The organism is Nocardioides sp. Root190 (assembly GCF_001428565.1).
Lineage (GTDB): Bacteria > Actinomycetota > Actinomycetes > Propionibacteriales > Nocardioidaceae > Nocardioides.
Window position 1 is genome coordinate 150,859 of sequence record NZ_LMIA01000013.1, and the last position, 16,355, is coordinate 167,213.

Below are 16,355 nucleotides of genomic sequence, written 5' to 3' on the forward strand. Positions count from 1 at the left end.
GTGTCCAGCTCGAATCTATGCCAGGCGAGGTCGCCCAACGGGCTCCTACTCGCCAAAGCGCACAATGGCGACGATGCCCGATCCGGCATCTCCCCGGCCGGCCGTCCTGTCGCCCACGTTGGCTTGACCACAGACTCATTGAGTCACGAACTCGACGAAGTAGCTGTCGAGCACTTCAGCGGGGTACATCTTGGTGAGCACGCTGGTCAGGTCGGCCTTCAGTTTGTCGCGTTCCTCGGCCCCGTCGACAGCCGAAAGGGGAAGACCGGAGAACGTGGTGATCGCCGCGTCGAGCGCACGAGATCCATCGACTTCCTTCACGCCCTCAGCCAACTGGAGAGCAAGGCCGATCCGGAGATACCTGCCAGCCGCAAGATTCAGTTGCACGGGGTCGAGCACCATCACCTCGCCTGGCTCTGGCACGGAATCTGACCCCGCCTGAAGCGTCAGCCCAGTGGCGCCCAGGGCAACCGCGCCGAACACAACCAACCACTTCGACTTCCCCTTTTCGACGCGGGTGGATTTCGTTGGGGGCTCGGAATCTTTGGTCGCCGCCGCCTGGGACATGGCACCCGCTCCTATGTGTCGTCTGTCGTGTGGTTGCCTATGTATTCGGCTCGACGGGCGGCGTTCTTGAGGGTAACTACTAATCCCAGTAGGAGATGCTGCTTTCCCTTGCGCTATGCCGAAGGGTGAACCTCGTAGTCCAGCGCCGCGCAGTGCCGATCGCTTGCATCGGGGGTAGCCGAACTCGCATTCCGGTCCAGGCTTGGCGGTGGCGGAGTACGCCCGAGGGCGACACCCAACGCCATAGCCAGGCACATGATGAGCAGTTCACCTCCGGCGAGTGCGGCGAATCTTCGGCGAGCATGCTCGGTCCATGTAGGCGACTTGTCGACGAGGCGGCGACGATGGAGGTACCCGATCGCTCCCAGGGCAAGAAGGACGCCAACCTTGATGAGAATTACGACACCATACGGAGACCCAAGTTCTGACCACGTTCCGAGGCGTAACCACGCCCCAACCACCCCCGACACAGCTACGGCCGTCAGACAGCAAGCTGCCGTGACCGAGTAGCGCCGGAGCACCGCGTCTCGGTATCTGCCGACCTCACCCTGAAGGAAGGCAAGGGCCGCCAATCCGCCAATCCAGATGGTGACGGCGACGAGGTGGACGAACAAAAGCAGAACGGCCTGCTGATGGTTGTCATCGGTGGACACGTGGCCCGTCGACGACAACGGCCACAGTGCCGCAAGAGAGAGCAGGAGGATCGCAACCTCTGCACCCTCGAAGCGTCGCGCGGCGAGGCAGCCGACGGCCACCACTCCCACCAGGACCGTGCAAATCATGTTGGCTTGACCGACGTCGGTGTCTTTGACGAACGCGGGCAACTCGGACCAGAGCGCCGGGCTAACGACCGGCACGCCGGCGACGTCGGAGCAGGAGAACACAACGACCACTGCGCTTGCGAAGGCCCACAGCCCTGCGCAGAGGCCAGCGGCTCCGAGGCCCTGAGCCCTTGCGCCGGACAATCGTGACCGGGCCCGGGAGTCCTGTGGAAGCAGCACCGCAACCACAAACACCAGACCGATGGTCAATGCAGCCGAAAGGTCACGCATGCCTTGCGCCACAGGAAGTCCCCAGCGGGTAACTACACCAGGATCCGGCAGGCCTGTCGCGGGCGAAGGTTGAGGGTCCGTCACGGTCAAGACAGCCAATGCCGCGCTGCCGATCAGTACCGAGCCGATCAAGAACGCCAATGTCGCAGACCGACGTGTCACGGCGCGCCTCCACCCTCTGCCGATCTCTGCAACCGCGAGCACCTCGGGGAGTCGAAGTAGCGTTCTAGATCGGCCGAATCCTGCCGCTACTACACATCATAGTATTGGCAGCGATGCTCGGCTCACTGAGTGGGTGCGTGTCAAACGGCCACGGCGGGAGTACCTGGATCCGCGCACGCCGCCACGGCCGTTCTACCCGTTGGGCGTCGTGCTCTCAACAGTCGGCGTTGACCCAGAACGCGGGGTCGGCCTACGGCGTGACGCCGTGCTGTCGCAGCGCAGCGTCAGGGTCGACCGGGTCACCACCGCCGGGGCGGACCTCGAGGTGCAGGTGCGGGCCGGTCACGTTCCCTGTGCTGCCGACGTACCCAATGATCTCGCCGGATCGGACAGTCTCACCGGCGGAGACTTCGAAGGACGACTGGTGGCAGAACCACAGCTCAGTACCGTCCTCGAGGGTGAGCACGGTCTTGTTGCCGTAGGCGCCGTCCGAGCCGGCCGAGGTGACCACACCGTTCGCGACGGCGCGAATCGGGGTGCCGCTCTGAGCAGCGAAGTCGAGGCCGGTGTGGTAGTTGGACCACAGGCCGTACTCACCGAAGGTCGCCGTAAGGCGGTAGCTCTCGAGCGGGAGCACCCAGCGGTTCAGGGCGATCTCGGCGGCTTCCTTCTCGGCAGCCTGAGCGAGCTGGCCAAGCGCACTGTTGCGCTCCTCGGCGGAACGCTCGGCCTCGGCGACGAGGTCGGTGCCAGCAGGCTGTGCGGGGGTGTCGCGGTCCGAGTCGCGGCTGACGATCTGGGTGCGGCCGCCGACGACGCCGTTGCCGAAGGATCCGGTCATGGCGTTCGAGGCGGTGAGGTGGTCGCTGGCCGACGCGAGCTCGGGCTCGGTCGAGACGACGGCGCCACCGATGGCGATAGCGAGGGTCGCCACGCCGACAGCTACCGGCAGGGTAGGGAGGCCACGGAACAGAGGCCCGCGGGCGCCGGCGTGCTTGACAGCGCGGCGTTTACCGGCGGGCCGGATCGCCCGCAGCGTGGCAGTGGTATCGATCATGGGATCTAACACAGCGATGTCACGCAGGGACGGCAGAACGACCGTCGGCGGCCGCTCCAGGTGGTGGTATTGCGACTCTTCCGCGACGTGAGGATCCGCTGTGAACGTGGCAAGGGACGCCGTACGCACGACCGCGCTCGGGTTGACCGTCTCGCGTGGCAATCCAAGTTCGACCGGCTGAACCGCGCGCTCGACGCGCCTTCCGACGTACGTTGAGGGCGTATCGAACTCCGAGCGCTGAGCGGCGCGTTTGCCGACGTACGACGCAGTGCCGACGAGTGGAGCGAGGGGTCGCGGCGAGCGGTTGTCCGCTCGGGGTCTAGCCATCGACTACTTACTCCATCCTGGATACAGGGCTGACGGGTTTCGGTGCCCTTCGCTCGTCCAGGCAGCAACAGATCGCCCGACCGATTCAACCGTCAACTCGTGGCCGGACGAAATGTTCGTGCCACGATAGCGGAGCCCGTAACAATGCTTCATGTTGGCGACAGCAGCACCATCGTCGCCGCGGCCCATCGATTTGCTCAACCGGCGTTGAGTCAGTTCCCATAACCGCCCGGTCAGGGGACCACGTGAATGTGTCCGACGGAGCGATCGTCACTCGCCAGGGGTATCGGTGCGTCCTGCTCGTCGGCTGCACACCCGGCGAGGAGTAGAGCCGAGGCCGGCAGGCTGACGGGAACAATTGGTCACACGAACGTCACGCTTCCTTGGCGTCTGACCGGGCGGCGGGCAAGTTGGTCTGCCCGCTACCCGTCGGTCGAGAAGAGGATCAGGAACCGAGGAACTTGGTCATTGCGGTGATCTCGGAGGCCTGCGCCTTCTCGATCTCTTCGGCCAGGGTGATGGCGTCGGCGTACTCGCCGTCTTCCTGCTCAGTCTTGGCCATCTCAATGGCGCCCTCGTGGTGCTCGATCATCATGGTGAGGAACATCTGCTCGAACGCTGGACCGGAGGCGGCCTCAAGTTCGGCCATTTGCTCGTTGCTCATCATGCCGGGCATGTCGGTGTCCACGTCGGTCTGACCGTCGCCGTGCCCGTTGACATGGTCACGCATCGTCTCGGGGATGGGCTGGTTCCAGTCGTTGAGGAAGTCGACCATGGTCTCGATCTCGGGGCCTTGGGCCATCCGGATTTGCTCGGCGAGCGTGGTTAGTTCGGGAGAGAGGTCGCGGCCGTCGGTGAGGTCGACCATTGACAGTGCCTGGGCATGGTGCTGGATCATTTCGGTTGCGAAGTCGACGTCGGTTTGGTTGAACTCTTCGCTCGCCGTGATTTTCGAGGCACTGGGGCCGTCGTGTCCGCCGTCGTCGGAGCAGGCGGCGAGGGTCAGCAGGGATGCCGCGAACAGGGCTGTGGTCAGGGTCTTACGCATGGGACGTGTCTCCTTGGTCTGGGCGATCTGTGCGGGCAGCGGCGTAGGCGAGACACCCGTGGGGTGTCTCGTCGTCGGCGACTGTCAGCAGCGGATCACGCAGAAGCGGAAAATGTCCGGTGGGTCGCGGTCTCTGCTCATTGGGACCGGGTTCCGGAACGTCGGCCGTATCGTTCGCAACAGCGGCATGCATCGACGAAGCACTAGCAAAGCGACAGCAAGGACGAGTAATCCGCCGAGAATCGCTAAGCAGAGTCCGAGCAGGCCCGTGCCGGAACCAGAGGCGCCGCAACCGTCATCGCAACTGACCGTCTCGGAATAAGTCGGCGCGGCGCCACTCACCAATGAGTTGTGGTGTGGGGCCGCGAGTACATCTGGGTGGCCGTCGTCCTGCGAAGGTGCGATCTGGGCCGGCGAGTGGCTGGTTTCGGTGTGCATGCCGGCGTGGGTGCCCCAACCGTGCATCGAGAGGAGCCCGAAGAGCGCCAGCGCAGCCACCACGATCGCGTAACGCGCCCTTGATGCCCCAGGAGTGCTTCGGAGCTTCCCCACGGACTCGATGATAGGCAATCGAGCCCAGATCGCTATCGCGAGGATGCTGGGCACTGAACTCGATCTCGACGGGTGCGGTCCTGGATCGCGGCAACTGCGCATCGAGCAATACAGATGGCGGCTCGTCGCACGGCGGGGTGCCGTGCGGCGGCACGGAGGGATGCGGATCTCGAGCGTTGCACGGGTTCAGGGGCCACGGTTCTGGTCGTTGCTTGAACCGTGGCTCGGGGCCGGTGCGTTGTCGTCCTCCAGTTCGGCGGCGATCGAAACAGTGAGACCTCCGAGGAGGAAGCCGATGACGGCGGCCGCGAGCGTGTTGGTGTTCATCTGTGCGTCTCCTTTCAGGGGTGGTTGGTGTGGTCGCCAGAGCCGGGATGCCCGCTGAGCTCACCGTTGCCAAGCTCATCGTTGCCCGGTTCCCCGGTTCCGTGCTCGTCAGGGTGGCCGGGGTGAGCAGCGTGGGCTTGGTGTTCTGCTCCCTGGTGGTACTGGTGGGTGAGGGCGTGGCCCTTGCCCTTGTCGATGAGGTAGCGGTTGACGGGGAATGCGGCAATGAACGCCACGCTGAGCGCGATCATCATGCCGATCCAAAAGATTGGGTTTACCAGACCGGAGTCCATGGCGCCGGGGATGAACGCCATGACTAGGTTGTCGACGAGCTCCATTACGGCGATCGACAGCGTGTCGGCGGCGAAGACGACGCTGAGTGCGGCGCCGAAGCCGAGGCCTGCCTTGATGAGGGGCAGTGTTGAGAGTGCGTAGCCGAACAGGAACGCGAGCGCGACCGCGAGGGCGATGGTGGCGCCGGTGCTCAGGCCGATCGCGGTACCGATCATCAGGCCAGCGATCTCGCCGATGGCGCAGCCGGTGAGGCAGTGCAGGGTGGCGTTGGCGGCCATGGAGTTGCGGGAATTCATACCGAGGATCCTCTCATTGGATACCCCCCTACCGTATATGGAGGGTTGGGCGGATGACAAGGCGGGCTGGCATCGTGCCGGGAACCAGGACAGCGTCGCTACCGCATTCGGCGGCGACGCTGCCCTGGTCGGGTGGCCGGTGGTCAGCCGACCCGATAGCCGGCGTCGGCGATGGCAGTGCGGACCTCGGTGTCCTCGACCGCGGGACCGGTGACCTTCAAGGTGCCGGTGGCGAGGTCGACGTCGGTGGCGATCACGCCGACGACCTGGCTGACAGCGGCGCTGACCTTGGTTGCGCAGCTGGAGCAGGTCATGCCCTGGACGGCGTACTCGTTGGTGTCGCTCATGGAGGACGGTTCCTTTCGGTGGTGGAACGAGCCGTAGTTGGGGCTCGACGTGGTCCGGCTCCGTGGTCCGGGCCGGAGGATGTGGCGTCAGGCGATCTGCCGGGCCTGGTCCTCGGCCCCCACCTGCGCTCTCGCGGGCCTGCGGAAGAGCGCGAGGGTGGCGAGTGCACCGGCGCCGGCGACGATGGCTGCCCCGATGAAGGCAGCCGAGAAGCCGTCGGTGAGCGCCGCCTTGTCGCCGATCTGGTCCGCGCCGTTGGCGGCGGCGATCGCCGTCATCACGGCCAGGCCGAGGGCAGAGCCGACCTGGTAGCTGGTGTTGACGATGCCCGAGGCCAGGCCGCCCTCCTCGGGCCGTGCCGCGGAGATCGCCGTGCCCAGGGTGGGGATGAAGGCCAGCGACATGCCGAGCGCCGCGACGAGCGAGGCCGGGAGGACATCGACCGCATAGGAACCATCAGGATCAATCAGGGCGAGCCAGGCCAGGCCAGCGGAGAGCAGGACCAGGCCGGCCACCGTGGCCGACTTGGGCCCAACGGCCGCCAGCACCCGTGGGGCGATCGCGATCATCCCGACCATGATCAGCAACGTCATCGGCAACAGCGCCGCTCCACTGGGGAACGCGGTGTAGCCGAGAACCTGCTGAAGGTAGAGGTTCAGGAAGAACCACATCGGAATCCACGCCGCGCCCAGCAGGAGCTGGGCGATGTTGGCAGCGGCCAGATTCGGCGCCCGGAAGATCCCGAGACGCACCAACGGATCGCGACCCTTTGCCTGCCCGATGACGAACCCGACCAGCAGCACAGCGGCGACGGCAAGGACACCCCCGGTCTGGCCCGAGTCCCAGCCGACCTCGGGTGCCTGGACGACGGCGTACACCGCGGCACCCAGACCAGCAGTGACAATGAGGGCACCCAGCAGGTCCACCCGCCGGCCGGCCCCGGCACCACCGGCGGGCATGACGGAGGGAACGATCGCGAGAACCAGAAGCGCGATCGGGACGTTGATGTAGAACACCCACGGCCAGGACAGGTACTCGGTGATCACGCCGCCGAGGAAGACCCCGGCGGTGCCACCGGCCGGTGCTGCGGCGCCGTACAAGGCAAGTGCCTTGGGCAGTTCCTTCGGGTTGGCACCGAAGAGCATGAAGAGCAGCGTGAGGGCTGAGGGAGCGATCAGCGCCGACCCGACGCCCTGGACAGCACGGCCGAGCAGCTCGACCTCGACATTGCCAGCGAGGCCAGCGACCAGGGAGCCACCCAGCAGGACAACCCAGCCCGCGGAGAAGACCCGGCGGGCGCCGAACACGTCGGACAGCTTCCCGCCGAGCAGCAGCAGACCGGCGAGAGCGACGACATAGGCGTTGAACACCCACGACAGGTTCTCCTGGGTGAAGCCGAGCTCGGCCTGCATGCGGGGCAGCGCGACCCCAATGATCGAGGTGTCCATGATGACCATGAACTGGGCCGCTGCAATGACCGCGAGCCCTAGCCAGCGGCGATTCACGCCCGGCGAGGTGGTGGTTGACATCAGATTCTCCTTTTGAGGGTGCCCGGCCGTTCCGGACGTCGTACTTGCGGTAAATACCCTAGGGGGGTACTGTATTCCACGAAGGCGGACGCTACCACGAAATACCGGAGGGGGGTACCCTGAGAATGACCAAGACACTCACCGAGAAGGACAGCCCGATGACCGAGGCCCACCAGCACAGCTACATCGCCAACAACACCAAGGCGGACTACCTCAAGCGACTGCGCCGCATCGAGGGCCAGGCTCGCGGGCTGCAGCGGATGGTCGAGGAGGAGAAGTACTGCATCGACATCCTCACCCAGATCTCCGCGATGACGAAGGCGCTCGAAGCCGTCGCTCTCGGCCTGCTCGACGAGCACATGTCGCACTGCGTCGTGAATGCCGTCGCCGCCGGCGGCGACGAGGCGCAGATCAAGCTCAAGGAAGCCTCCGACGCGATCGCCCGCCTCGTCCGCTCCTGAACCCAACCACCCGCACCACCTGAATCCCGGAAGGAATCAGCCATGACCCAGACCGCCCCGCACACCGCCACCTACACCGTCACCGGCATGACCTGCGGCCACTGCGTCGCCTCGGTCACCGAAGAGGTCCAGGAGATCCCCGGCGTCCAGGACGTCGCGGTCGACCTGCCGACCGGTGCCGTCACCATCACCAGCGCCGAGCTCCTCGACGACGCCGCCGTCAGGGCGGCCGTCGAGGAAGCCGGCTACCAACTCGCATGAGCACCCCCATCAAGGTCACCGGGTTCCTGGCCGCCATCGCCGCGATCTTCGGACTCGCCCTCCTCGTCGGCCGGGCCGTCGGGCCCGTGGACGACGCACCCACCGGTGCGCACGACACCGCCCACGAAGGCAAGAAGGCCGAGGCCGGCGAACACGACGGCGGCCACGGCGACGAGTCGCCGAACCCATCCACAGGTGAAGAGTTCCCCGGAGGACTCATGGTCTCCCAGAACGGCTACACCCTCGCCCTCACCGAGCCGAGCTCCGCGGCCGGTCGGGACCGGCCGGTCGCGTTCACGATCACCGGACCGGACGGCAACCCGGTGACGTCGTACGACGTCGAGCACGAGAAGCAACTCCACCTGATCGCCGTACGACGCGACTTCACCGGCTTCCAGCACGTCCACCCCGTCCTCGACGAGAAGACCGGGGTCTGGTCGATCGACCTCGACCTCACGCCTGGTACGTGGCGCCTCTTCGCCGACTTCAAGGCGACCGGTGCCGACGCGCTCACCCTCGGCACGGACCTGGCCGTCGACGGTGACTACCGGCCCGCCGGGCCCGCCCCCGAGAACCGCACCGCTTCGGTCGACGACTACGAGGTCACCCTCGAAGGAGACCTGACGGCAGGAGCCGACGCGAAGCTCACCCTGAGCGTCACCAAGGACGGCACGCCGGTCACTGACCTGCAGCCCTACCTCGGCGCGTACGGCCACCTCGTCGCCCTGCGCGACGGCGACCTCGCCTACCTCCACGTCCACCCCGACGGCGAGCCCGACGACGGCACCACGAAGCCCGGTCCCGATGTGGTCTTCTACGCCGCCGTCCCCAGCGCAGGGGCCTACCACCTCTACCTGGACTTCCAGCACAACGGCGTCGTTCGCACCGCGGCCTTCACCGTCAGCGCAGGTGACTCCATCCCGAGCGACACCCCATCCGATACGAACACCCCCGCCGAGACCGGCGGCCATGCCGGTCACTGACCAGCAGCCGCCCACCAGGAGACAACCATGACCACGCAGAGTCAGTCAGGCACCCCCGCCGCCGGTTCGATCGAGCTGGCGATCACCGGGATGACCTGCGCGTCCTGCGCCAACCGGATCGAGCGCAAGCTCAACAAGCTCGAGGGCGTCACCGCCACGGTCAACTACGCCACCGAAAAGGCGAAGGTCACCTTCGACCCCGACGTGGCACCCGAGGCCCTGGTCGCAGCCGTGGAACAGGCCGGGTACGGCGCGCGCCTCCCCCAGCCGCCCCAGACAGCCGCAGGGGCGGGCGCGGGAGCCGGCGAAGAGTCGCCAGAGGACCTCGCGCTCCGCACCCTGCGCCAGCGACTCGTCATCTCGACGGTCCTGACCGTCCCGGTGATCGCCATGGCGATGATCCCAGCGCTGCAGTTCACCAACTGGCAGTGGCTCTCGTTGACCCTGGCCGCGCCGGTGGTGGCATGGGGCGCCTGGCCGTTCCACAAGGCAGCGTGGACCAACCTGCGCCACGGCACCTCCACCATGGACACGCTCATCTCCCTCGGCACCCTGGCCGCTCTGGGATGGTCGGTGTCCGCCCTGTTCTGGGGCACGGCCGGCACCCCGGGGATGACGCACCCGTTCGAGCTGACGATCCAGCGCAGTGACGGCAGCGGCAACATCTACCTCGAAGCAGCGTCGGGCGTCACCACGTTCATCCTCGCCGGCCGCTACTTCGAGCAGCGGTCCAAGCGCCGGGCCGGCGCCGCGCTCCGTGCCCTGCTCTCCCTCGGCGCCAAGGACGTCACGGTGCTCGGACCCGACGGCACCACCGAGACCAATGTGCCGGTCGAGCAGCTCGCGGTCGGCGACCTGTTCGTCGTACGACCGGGCGAGAAGATCGCCACCGACGGCGTGATCGAACGCGGCACGTCCGCGGTGGATGCGTCGATGCTCACCGGCGAGTCCGTGCCGGTCGAGGTCGGCCCCGGGGACCCCGTGGTCGGAGCAACGCTCAACGCCGGCGGCCGCCTCGTCGTGCGGGCGACGCGCATCGGCGGTGACACCCAGCTCGCGCAGATGGCGCGGCTGGTCGAGGACGCCCAGAACGGCAAGGCCCAGGTCCAGCGCCTGGCCGACCGGATCTCCGGCATCTTCGTCCCGATCGTCATCCTCCTCGCGACCGGAACCCTCGGCTTCTGGCTCGGCACCGGCAACGGCCTGGGGACGGCGTTCACCGCGACCGTCGCCGTGCTGATCATCGCCTGCCCGTGTGCCCTCGGCCTGGCCACACCGACCGCCCTCATGGTCGGCACCGGACGCGGCGCGCAGCTCGGCATCCTGATCAAGGGCCCCGAGGTGCTGGAGTCCACCCGCACCGTCGACACCGTCGTGCTCGACAAGACCGGCACCGTCACCACCGGGAAGATGACCCTGCGGGACGTGATCGCGGCCGACGGCGAGGACGCCGGCGAGGTGTTGCGGTACGCCGGCGCACTCGAGGACGCCTCCGAGCACCCGATCGCCCGGGCCATCGCCGACGCCGCCCGGGACGCGCACGGCACGCTCCCCGAGGTCGAGGACTTCACCAACGTCGAAGGACTCGGCGTCCAGGGAGTCCTGACCGGTCCCGACGAAGGGGCGAGCCACGCCGTGCTCGTCGGGCGCCCGCAGCTCCTCGCCGAGTGGTCCCAACACCTCACCCCCGAGCTGCAGAAGGCGCTCGAGAACGCCCAGTCGACGGGCGGCACCGCCGTCGCGGTCGGCTGGGACGGCAAGGCGCGCGGAGTCGTCGTGGTCGCCGACGCGGTCAAGCCGACCTCGGCCACCGCGATCCGCGAACTGCGCGCACTCGGCCTGCGACCGGTGCTCCTCACCGGCGACAACGCCGCGGTCGCGCGGACCGTGGCAGCCGAGGTGGGCATCGATGCGGCCGACGTGTTCGCCGACGTCCTGCCTGCGGACAAGGTCGCCGTGGTCAAGCGGCTCCAGGGCGAGGGCAGGGTCGTCGCGATGGTCGGCGACGGCGTCAACGACGCCGCGGCCCTGGCGCAGGCCGACCTCGGTCTGGCCATGGGCACCGGCACGGACGTCGCGATCGAGGCCAGTGACCTCACCCTGGTCCGTGGGGACCTGCGGGTGGCGGTCGACGCGATCCGGCTCTCCCGCAGGACCCTGACGACCATCAAGGGCAACCTGTTCTGGGCGTTCGCCTACAACGTCGCCGCACTGCCCCTGGCTGCCGCGGGCCTGCTCAACCCGATGCTGGCCGGTGCCGCGATGGCGTTCTCGTCGGTCTTCGTGGTCTCCAACAGCCTGCGCCTGCGCAGGTTCAAGGCCCAGTCTGCCGACGCCTTCAACTCCCCAGTGGTCGCCTCGTAGCCGTTTCCCGCCCTCGGATACATGGAGCCGCTCGAAGGGAGCTCCGTCAGACAGGTGGTCGTCCAACTACTCACCGCACCACAGGCGGCCCCACCACCGCACACCGCTCTCGTGATCTTCGCTTCAACCTCGGCAGGAGCGCTGACGAGAAGACCCTGTTCGCGTCGACCCAACGTGAACTCGACCTACTGGCCGGGCTTTGAGTGCACGTGTAGCTGACCGGCACGGCCGGACACGATCGAAACAGTGAGCGTGTCAGTTGGAACCGAGTCTGATCTCGACGGCGTTCGGCGAAACCTAACCGCCTTCAGGTCCACTGGGCCGATGCCCACCTACACAGAATTTCCGACAGTCCCGCACATGGTGATCCAAATACTATGCAAGATAGGATTGGACGCGATGGACGTAGCGGCCATCAAGGAGGGACGATGCAGGGACTCGGGCAACTCGAGGCCACCGTCATGACAATCGTTTGGTCGGCGGGCGAGCCGCAGATCGTGCACGACGTGCTTGAGACATTGCGGCGTGACCGTGCGATCGCCTACACGACGGTGATGACCGTCATGGACAACCTGCACTCCAAGGGCTTTCTAGCTCGCGAGCGTAGCGGCCGGACGTTTCTGTATCGGGCGACCAGGCCGCGCGAGCAGTACGAAGCGGAGCTGATGGAGGAGGTCCTGGCATCGAGCAGTGATCGGTCCGCGACTCTGGTCCACTTCGTGGAGAGGATCTCTCCTGATGCGTTAGCTGAGTTGCGGTCGCTGGTCGCCGGTCTCGACGAGCAGAGTCGCCCGTGATCGGGTCGGCGCTACTGCTTGCGTTCGCTGCTGCGGTGGGAGTCATCTCACCGCGCCTGCTGAGGAGTCTCACCGTTATGGAGTCCTCCCCACGGATCGGCATTCTCTCGTGGCAGCTAGCGACCGTGTCGGCGATACTGTCGTTCGCGACGGGGGCCGGCTCTTTGTGCCTGACTCTGTGGAGCAACCACACTCCCGCCGTCCTCGTCCGGACATGCTTCGACCTTGTGGCGCAGGGCGACGTGGACTCGCCGATGATCTTAGTGGGCTCGGCTGGAGTGTTTGCTGCCGCGGCAGTCAGCCTCCGTATCGCCTACTGCGCTGGCCGGGCAGCGCGGGCCATCAGGCGAGAGCGGAGCCGCCTGCGGCGAGGGTTGGCCGTTGTGGCGCGATGCGACCCGGCGTGGCCGGGCACGGTCGTGATCGATCGTCCGGAGGCGACTGCGTTCTGTCTGCCCGGGCGACGGGGCGGCACCGTGGTGTTGTCGACCGGAGCCCTTTCTCGGCTTTCACCACCTGAGGTGCAGACGGTCCTGGCTCACGAACGTGCCCATCTGCAGGGACATCATGACGTTGTCGTCTGGGCGGCCCAGTCGCTGCGCGAGGCGTTCCCATTCGTGCCGCTGTTCACAGCGGCGGCGGCCGCGCTCCCTGGGCTGGTGGAGATGGCGGCCGACGATGTGGCGTCGCGCGCGTCGAGCCGCCGAGTCCTGGCCTTCGCGCTGTTACGCATGGCGGATGTGACGGCGCCTGCATCCTCAATGGGGGTAGGGGGTTCGGCGATCTCTCGCCGGGTTCGGCGTCTCTTGCAGCCCACGCCCTCCGGCCGCGTGCGTCGTACGGCGGCAGTAGCCGTGGGCGTGATCCTGCTGGTCGCGCCGATGGCTACGTTCGCCTCTGCGGTCACGGCAGGGTGTCGGCTCGGAATGACATCTTGATCGGTCACCCGGGACTGTCCGGCTGGATGGGATCGGCGATGGATCCGCATACCGCGTCGATCTCCTGGATGGCCGGGGCGATATCGCTGCCGCTCGCCGAGTCAGTCTCGTCGTTTTGCGGTTCATCGAAGAGAATCCAATCGAGGCACCACCAGCATGACGGCGCATGGGACCCCGGCAGAACAGGTAGTCAGTGCTCGTGCGGTTCGGCTGCCTCGGGGTAGATCAGGGTTCTGGTGACGAGGTGGTGCGGAGCGGCGAGGACCTCGCGGACGATCCGGTCGTGGTCGTCGAGGGTGAGGCGGACATAGGTGCCCTCGGCTGGATATGCGAGCGCCAGGGTGGTCTCGCCGGCTGTCCGGTCGATGACGATGACGATGGGCGCCACTCCAGATCCGTAGGGTCCGACGGTCACGTAGTCCGGACCAGTCATGTTGAACTCCGCAGGGTCGCCGAGTCCTGCGTTGGTGTTGCTGGTGACGCGCTCATGAACGTCTACTCGCGGCACGGCCAGCATGGCGTTGCGCGCTGAGCGGAGGAGTCGTGGGTGGGAGTCGGCCGGCCATGGGAGGGTCAGCGCGACCTTCCCACCCGCGAACCGTTCTGACCCGGTATCCAGAGTTAATGTGTTCGTGCCGGGCGCCCATTCCACCGGTGCGACGAAGCAGCCAACGCCGCAGCGACGAAAGCGCAGGACCGCAGACCGGCCGGCGCCGGGCAGTGTGAGGTTGGCCGAGAGTCTGTAGGAGGTTTCGCTTTGTGCCTCGGTCGTCGAGTCCATGCGCGGAGTGGTCAGCCGAACCACGAGTTGCCCCTGGCTGGCCGTGGCGCCGATGCCGACCCATCCAGCACGGCCGCCGACCGCTACTACTTGCCCGACCGCCGGTGGTGGGAACGGGAGAGCGCCTTCTCCGAGGTTGGGGGGTGCTGATGCGGTGAGGCCGGCCGAGGCGAGCAGCACCACCAGCAGTACCGACACCTCTAGCCTGGCCGCGGCGGAGGGCTGGGGGCGGTGGCGCAGGCGCCGGCGGGCCACCATGGCGAGCCCCAATGCCATCAGAACGAGCGTGAGCTTGAAGATCATCCAGCGGTCATACGTCGTACTGCGGAAGACCTCAAGCACCTCGCTGGGGGCGACGAGCCTGAGCCCGGCCAGCGATCCTGCGGTCACCACGATTACCACCAGCCAGATCGCCATTCGGGCGTACGCCGCGACCAGCGGGCGCGCGTCGAGTCCTCGCCTGCGCCGCCACATGGCAGCCCGCACCACGTGCACGAGGGCACCGATCCAGACGGCGGCGGCGAGCAGGTGCACGGCGACGAGGATGGCTCCCCAGCCCGCCAGGTCAGCCTGAGGATGCGCGCGGAAGCCCTCGGCCGCGGTCACCCCGCAGGCCAGAAGGAGCACGACCTGGGTGGCCCAGCGGGTTGGCAGCCGCAGCGCCAACAGGACGAGCACTAGGAGCCCCACCTCAAGGCCGGCGATCCTACCCGGTGGCGAGTCGAGGAGCGGGGACCAGGACTCGCCGCTCAAACCACGGACGATCGAACCTCCGCCGATCTGATTGAGGACGAGGCCGACAGCCGCAATCAGGGCGACCAACGCCCCACCGGTCAGCCAGGCTTGCGGCTGGTCGTCCTGGCCCGTCCCGGGAGCGGCGGTACGCCGTGCCAACCGGGCACCGACAGCACCTCCCAGTAGGAGCGCCAGACCGGCGAACAGCAGCCAGCGCAGCGCAACAAGGGTCGGCGCCGCACCAGTCTCGGAGGAGGCGGGGGTGAGGCTGAGCCCGGCGGTGGATCCGACGGCGAAGTGGAACTCGCCGGTCATCGTGTCGCCGTCGGCTGCCGTCACGAACCACTCGACGACGTACTCCCCCGTCTTCAGGGTTTCGCCGACCGGTGCTGTGACGGTCTGGCCACCATGGCCGGAGGCGACCTCACCCAGCGGCACCTCGTTGGCGTCGGGGCCGGTGACCGTGATCGTCGACGAGGCGGGAACGACAGGCTGGTCGAAGACGAACTGGATCTCCGCGGGCGAGGTCGGCACTGCACCGTCGACCGTGGGGGTGGTGAAGAGCAGGGTTGCGTGTGCGCTGGCTGGTCCAGGTGCCGCGACCAGCAGAACGACCGCTGCGAGCAGGATCGCTCCCAGCCGGACGCCGGCCCTGCGTCCGGAATGCCGGTTCACCCGGTGAAGCTGCTCGGCTGGAACCGGCGCAGGCCCAGGCTGACCACGAACACCGACGCGCTGGCCATCGCCGCACCAGCAATCAGCGGGTTGATCGCATCGACCGCACCGCGCAGATCGCCCTCGACCAGAGTCAGGTCCGCGGCGGCGATCACCGCGTCGGTGCCGGTACCCATCGCCAGGCCCAGATCGGCCTGCGACAGCGCAGCAGCGTCGTTCACCCCATTACCGGCCATCGCGACGACCTTGCCCTCCGCCTGCAGGCGCTTCACGTGGGCGACCTTATCCTCCGGGTGCACCTCGGCGATGACCTCGTCGATGCCGACCCGGGCCGCGACATGTCGCGCCGCGGCCTCATTGTCGCCGGTGAGAAGAACCGGGGCCAGACCCAGTATCCGCAACGCGGCTACGGCCTCGGCACTGGTCGGCTTGACGGTGTCGGCAACCACGAACCCGGCCCGGACGGCGCCGTCTCCGGAACCGCCAGCTCCTTCGGCCGCCGGCAAGGTCGCGCCGTACCCAGTCGCCTCCGCGCTCTCCACCAGATCCGATGACGACAGGTCGGCCGGAAAGGAGACACGGGCACTCGCAGTCGCGAAGTTCACCGTGGCCAGCACGCCAGGAACCCTGTTCAGGCTACGCTCGAAGCGGTTCACGCAAGAGGTGCACGTCATTTCGGTGATCGCAAGGTCGACCGTGCTCGACGATGGTCCAGACGGTTCTGCTCCGGACTCCTCGACGGATGTGGAGGCGCTCATGGAGTTGCTCTCTCGTAGCGGGCTTGACCCGAGGCATTAATAC

The 16,355-nt window shown here is 67.2% G+C and carries 16 protein-coding genes; 6 read left to right on the top strand and 10 right to left on the bottom strand.

The genetic code is table 11. From position 1 onward, the window contains the following. Positions 1-135: 135 nt before the first annotated feature. The 8 genes from fliL to ASE01_RS21360 form a co-directional block, all read right to left on the bottom strand. Positions 136-567 carry a flagellar basal body-associated protein FliL gene (gene fliL / locus ASE01_RS21330; protein ID WP_056757465.1) on the bottom strand — a complete coding sequence of 144 codons (432 nt, stop codon included), beginning with the start codon at positions 565-567 and terminating at the stop codon, positions 136-138. Between the two features lie 113 nt (positions 568-680). Then, positions 681-1,751: a copper resistance D family protein gene (locus ASE01_RS21335; protein WP_157537685.1), complete on the bottom strand. Its 1,071-nt coding sequence runs from the start codon at positions 1,749-1,751 to the stop codon at positions 681-683. 280 nt (positions 1,752-2,031) lie between these two features. Further along, a complete protein-coding gene (locus tag ASE01_RS21340; protein WP_056757469.1) occupies positions 2,032-2,715 on the bottom strand; it encodes a M23 family metallopeptidase in 684 nt (227 codons plus the stop codon). A gap of 895 nt (positions 2,716-3,610) precedes the next feature. Continuing rightward, positions 3,611-4,213: a DUF305 domain-containing protein gene (locus ASE01_RS21345; protein ID WP_056757471.1), complete on the bottom strand. Its 603-nt coding sequence runs from the start codon at positions 4,211-4,213 to the stop codon at positions 3,611-3,613. Between the two features lie 738 nt (positions 4,214-4,951). Further along, positions 4,952-5,092 carry a hypothetical protein gene (locus ASE01_RS24630; protein ID WP_157537687.1) on the bottom strand — a complete coding sequence of 47 codons (141 nt, stop codon included), beginning with the start codon at positions 5,090-5,092 and terminating at the stop codon, positions 4,952-4,954. A gap of 14 nt (positions 5,093-5,106) precedes the next feature. Then, positions 5,107-5,682: a DUF4396 domain-containing protein gene (locus ASE01_RS21350; protein WP_235536141.1), complete on the bottom strand. Its 576-nt coding sequence runs from the start codon at positions 5,680-5,682 to the stop codon at positions 5,107-5,109. A gap of 143 nt (positions 5,683-5,825) precedes the next feature. Then, entirely contained in the window at positions 5,826-6,029 is a 204-nt protein-coding gene (locus ASE01_RS21355; RefSeq protein WP_056757474.1) for a heavy-metal-associated domain-containing protein, read from the bottom strand. A gap of 87 nt (positions 6,030-6,116) precedes the next feature. Next, positions 6,117-7,559: a DHA2 family efflux MFS transporter permease subunit gene (locus tag ASE01_RS21360; RefSeq protein WP_056757477.1), complete on the bottom strand. Its 1,443-nt coding sequence runs from the start codon at positions 7,557-7,559 to the stop codon at positions 6,117-6,119. A 158-nt stretch (positions 7,560-7,717) separates the two neighbouring features. On the opposite strand from ASE01_RS21360, the gene ASE01_RS21365 reads away from it, so the two are divergent. The 6 genes from ASE01_RS21365 to ASE01_RS25620 all read left to right on the top strand — a co-directional run bounded on the left by ASE01_RS21365 (position 7,718) and on the right by ASE01_RS25620 (position 13,363). Then, positions 7,718-8,020, top strand: coding sequence for a metal-sensitive transcriptional regulator (locus ASE01_RS21365; protein WP_200958973.1), 303 nt, complete (start codon positions 7,718-7,720; stop codon positions 8,018-8,020). Positions 8,021-8,062: 42 nt separating this feature from the next. Continuing rightward, positions 8,063-8,281, top strand: coding sequence for a heavy-metal-associated domain-containing protein (locus ASE01_RS21370; RefSeq protein ID WP_056757482.1), 219 nt, complete (start codon positions 8,063-8,065; stop codon positions 8,279-8,281). After that, complete coding sequence (locus ASE01_RS21375) at positions 8,278-9,264, top strand: hypothetical protein (RefSeq protein ID WP_056757485.1); 987 nt, start codon at positions 8,278-8,280, stop codon at positions 9,262-9,264. Before ASE01_RS21370 ends, ASE01_RS21375 begins: the two co-directional genes overlap by 4 nt. Before the next feature lie 27 nt (positions 9,265-9,291). After that, positions 9,292-11,628, top strand: coding sequence for a heavy metal translocating P-type ATPase (locus ASE01_RS21380; RefSeq protein ID WP_056757487.1), 2,337 nt, complete (start codon positions 9,292-9,294; stop codon positions 11,626-11,628). A gap of 428 nt (positions 11,629-12,056) precedes the next feature. Then, the gene (locus ASE01_RS21385) at positions 12,057-12,425 is read left to right on the top strand and encodes a BlaI/MecI/CopY family transcriptional regulator (protein ID WP_056757489.1); all 369 of its coding nucleotides are present in this window, start codon (positions 12,057-12,059) and stop codon (positions 12,423-12,425) included. Positions 12,426-12,679: 254 nt separating this feature from the next. After that, a complete protein-coding gene (locus ASE01_RS25620; protein WP_414858545.1) occupies positions 12,680-13,363 on the top strand; it encodes a M56 family metallopeptidase in 684 nt (227 codons plus the stop codon). A gap of 190 nt (positions 13,364-13,553) precedes the next feature. Here the strand turns inward: ASE01_RS25620 and ASE01_RS21395 are convergent, their stop codons facing one another. Next, positions 13,554-15,554 carry a copper resistance CopC/CopD family protein gene (locus tag ASE01_RS21395; protein WP_082606292.1) on the bottom strand — a complete coding sequence of 667 codons (2,001 nt, stop codon included), beginning with the start codon at positions 15,552-15,554 and terminating at the stop codon, positions 13,554-13,556. Beyond that, positions 15,551-16,312, bottom strand: a complete 762-nt coding sequence (locus ASE01_RS21400) for an HAD-IC family P-type ATPase (protein WP_082606293.1) — start codon at positions 16,310-16,312, stop codon at positions 15,551-15,553. Before ASE01_RS21400 ends, ASE01_RS21395 begins: the two co-directional genes overlap by 4 nt. Between the last annotated feature and the right edge of the window lie 43 nt (positions 16,313-16,355).

Coding starts and splice junctions, on each gene's coding strand:
- fliL (WP_056757465.1), bottom strand. CDS start 567: ATGTCCCAGGCGGCGGCGACCAAAGATTCCGAGCCCCCAACGAAATCC.
- ASE01_RS21345 (WP_056757471.1), bottom strand. CDS start 4,213: ATGCGTAAGACCCTGACCACAGCCCTGTTCGCGGCATCCCTGCTGACC.
- ASE01_RS24630 (WP_157537687.1), bottom strand. CDS start 5,092: ATGAACACCAACACGCTCGCGGCCGCCGTCATCGGCTTCCTCCTCGGA.
- ASE01_RS21350 (WP_235536141.1), bottom strand. CDS start 5,682: ATGAATTCCCGCAACTCCATGGCCGCCAACGCCACCCTGCACTGCCTC.
- ASE01_RS21355 (WP_056757474.1), bottom strand. CDS start 6,029: ATGAGCGACACCAACGAGTACGCCGTCCAGGGCATGACCTGCTCCAGC.
- ASE01_RS21360 (WP_056757477.1), bottom strand. CDS start 7,559: ATGTCAACCACCACCTCGCCGGGCGTGAATCGCCGCTGGCTAGGGCTC.
- ASE01_RS21365 (WP_200958973.1), top strand. CDS start 7,718: ATGACCGAGGCCCACCAGCACAGCTACATCGCCAACAACACCAAGGCG.
- ASE01_RS21370 (WP_056757482.1), top strand. CDS start 8,063: ATGACCCAGACCGCCCCGCACACCGCCACCTACACCGTCACCGGCATG.
- ASE01_RS21375 (WP_056757485.1), top strand. CDS start 8,278: ATGAGCACCCCCATCAAGGTCACCGGGTTCCTGGCCGCCATCGCCGCG.
- ASE01_RS21380 (WP_056757487.1), top strand. CDS start 9,292: ATGACCACGCAGAGTCAGTCAGGCACCCCCGCCGCCGGTTCGATCGAG.
- ASE01_RS21385 (WP_056757489.1), top strand. CDS start 12,057: ATGCAGGGACTCGGGCAACTCGAGGCCACCGTCATGACAATCGTTTGG.
- ASE01_RS25620 (WP_414858545.1), top strand. CDS start 12,680: ATGATCTTAGTGGGCTCGGCTGGAGTGTTTGCTGCCGCGGCAGTCAGC.
- ASE01_RS21400 (WP_082606293.1), bottom strand. CDS start 16,312: ATGAGCGCCTCCACATCCGTCGAGGAGTCCGGAGCAGAACCGTCTGGA.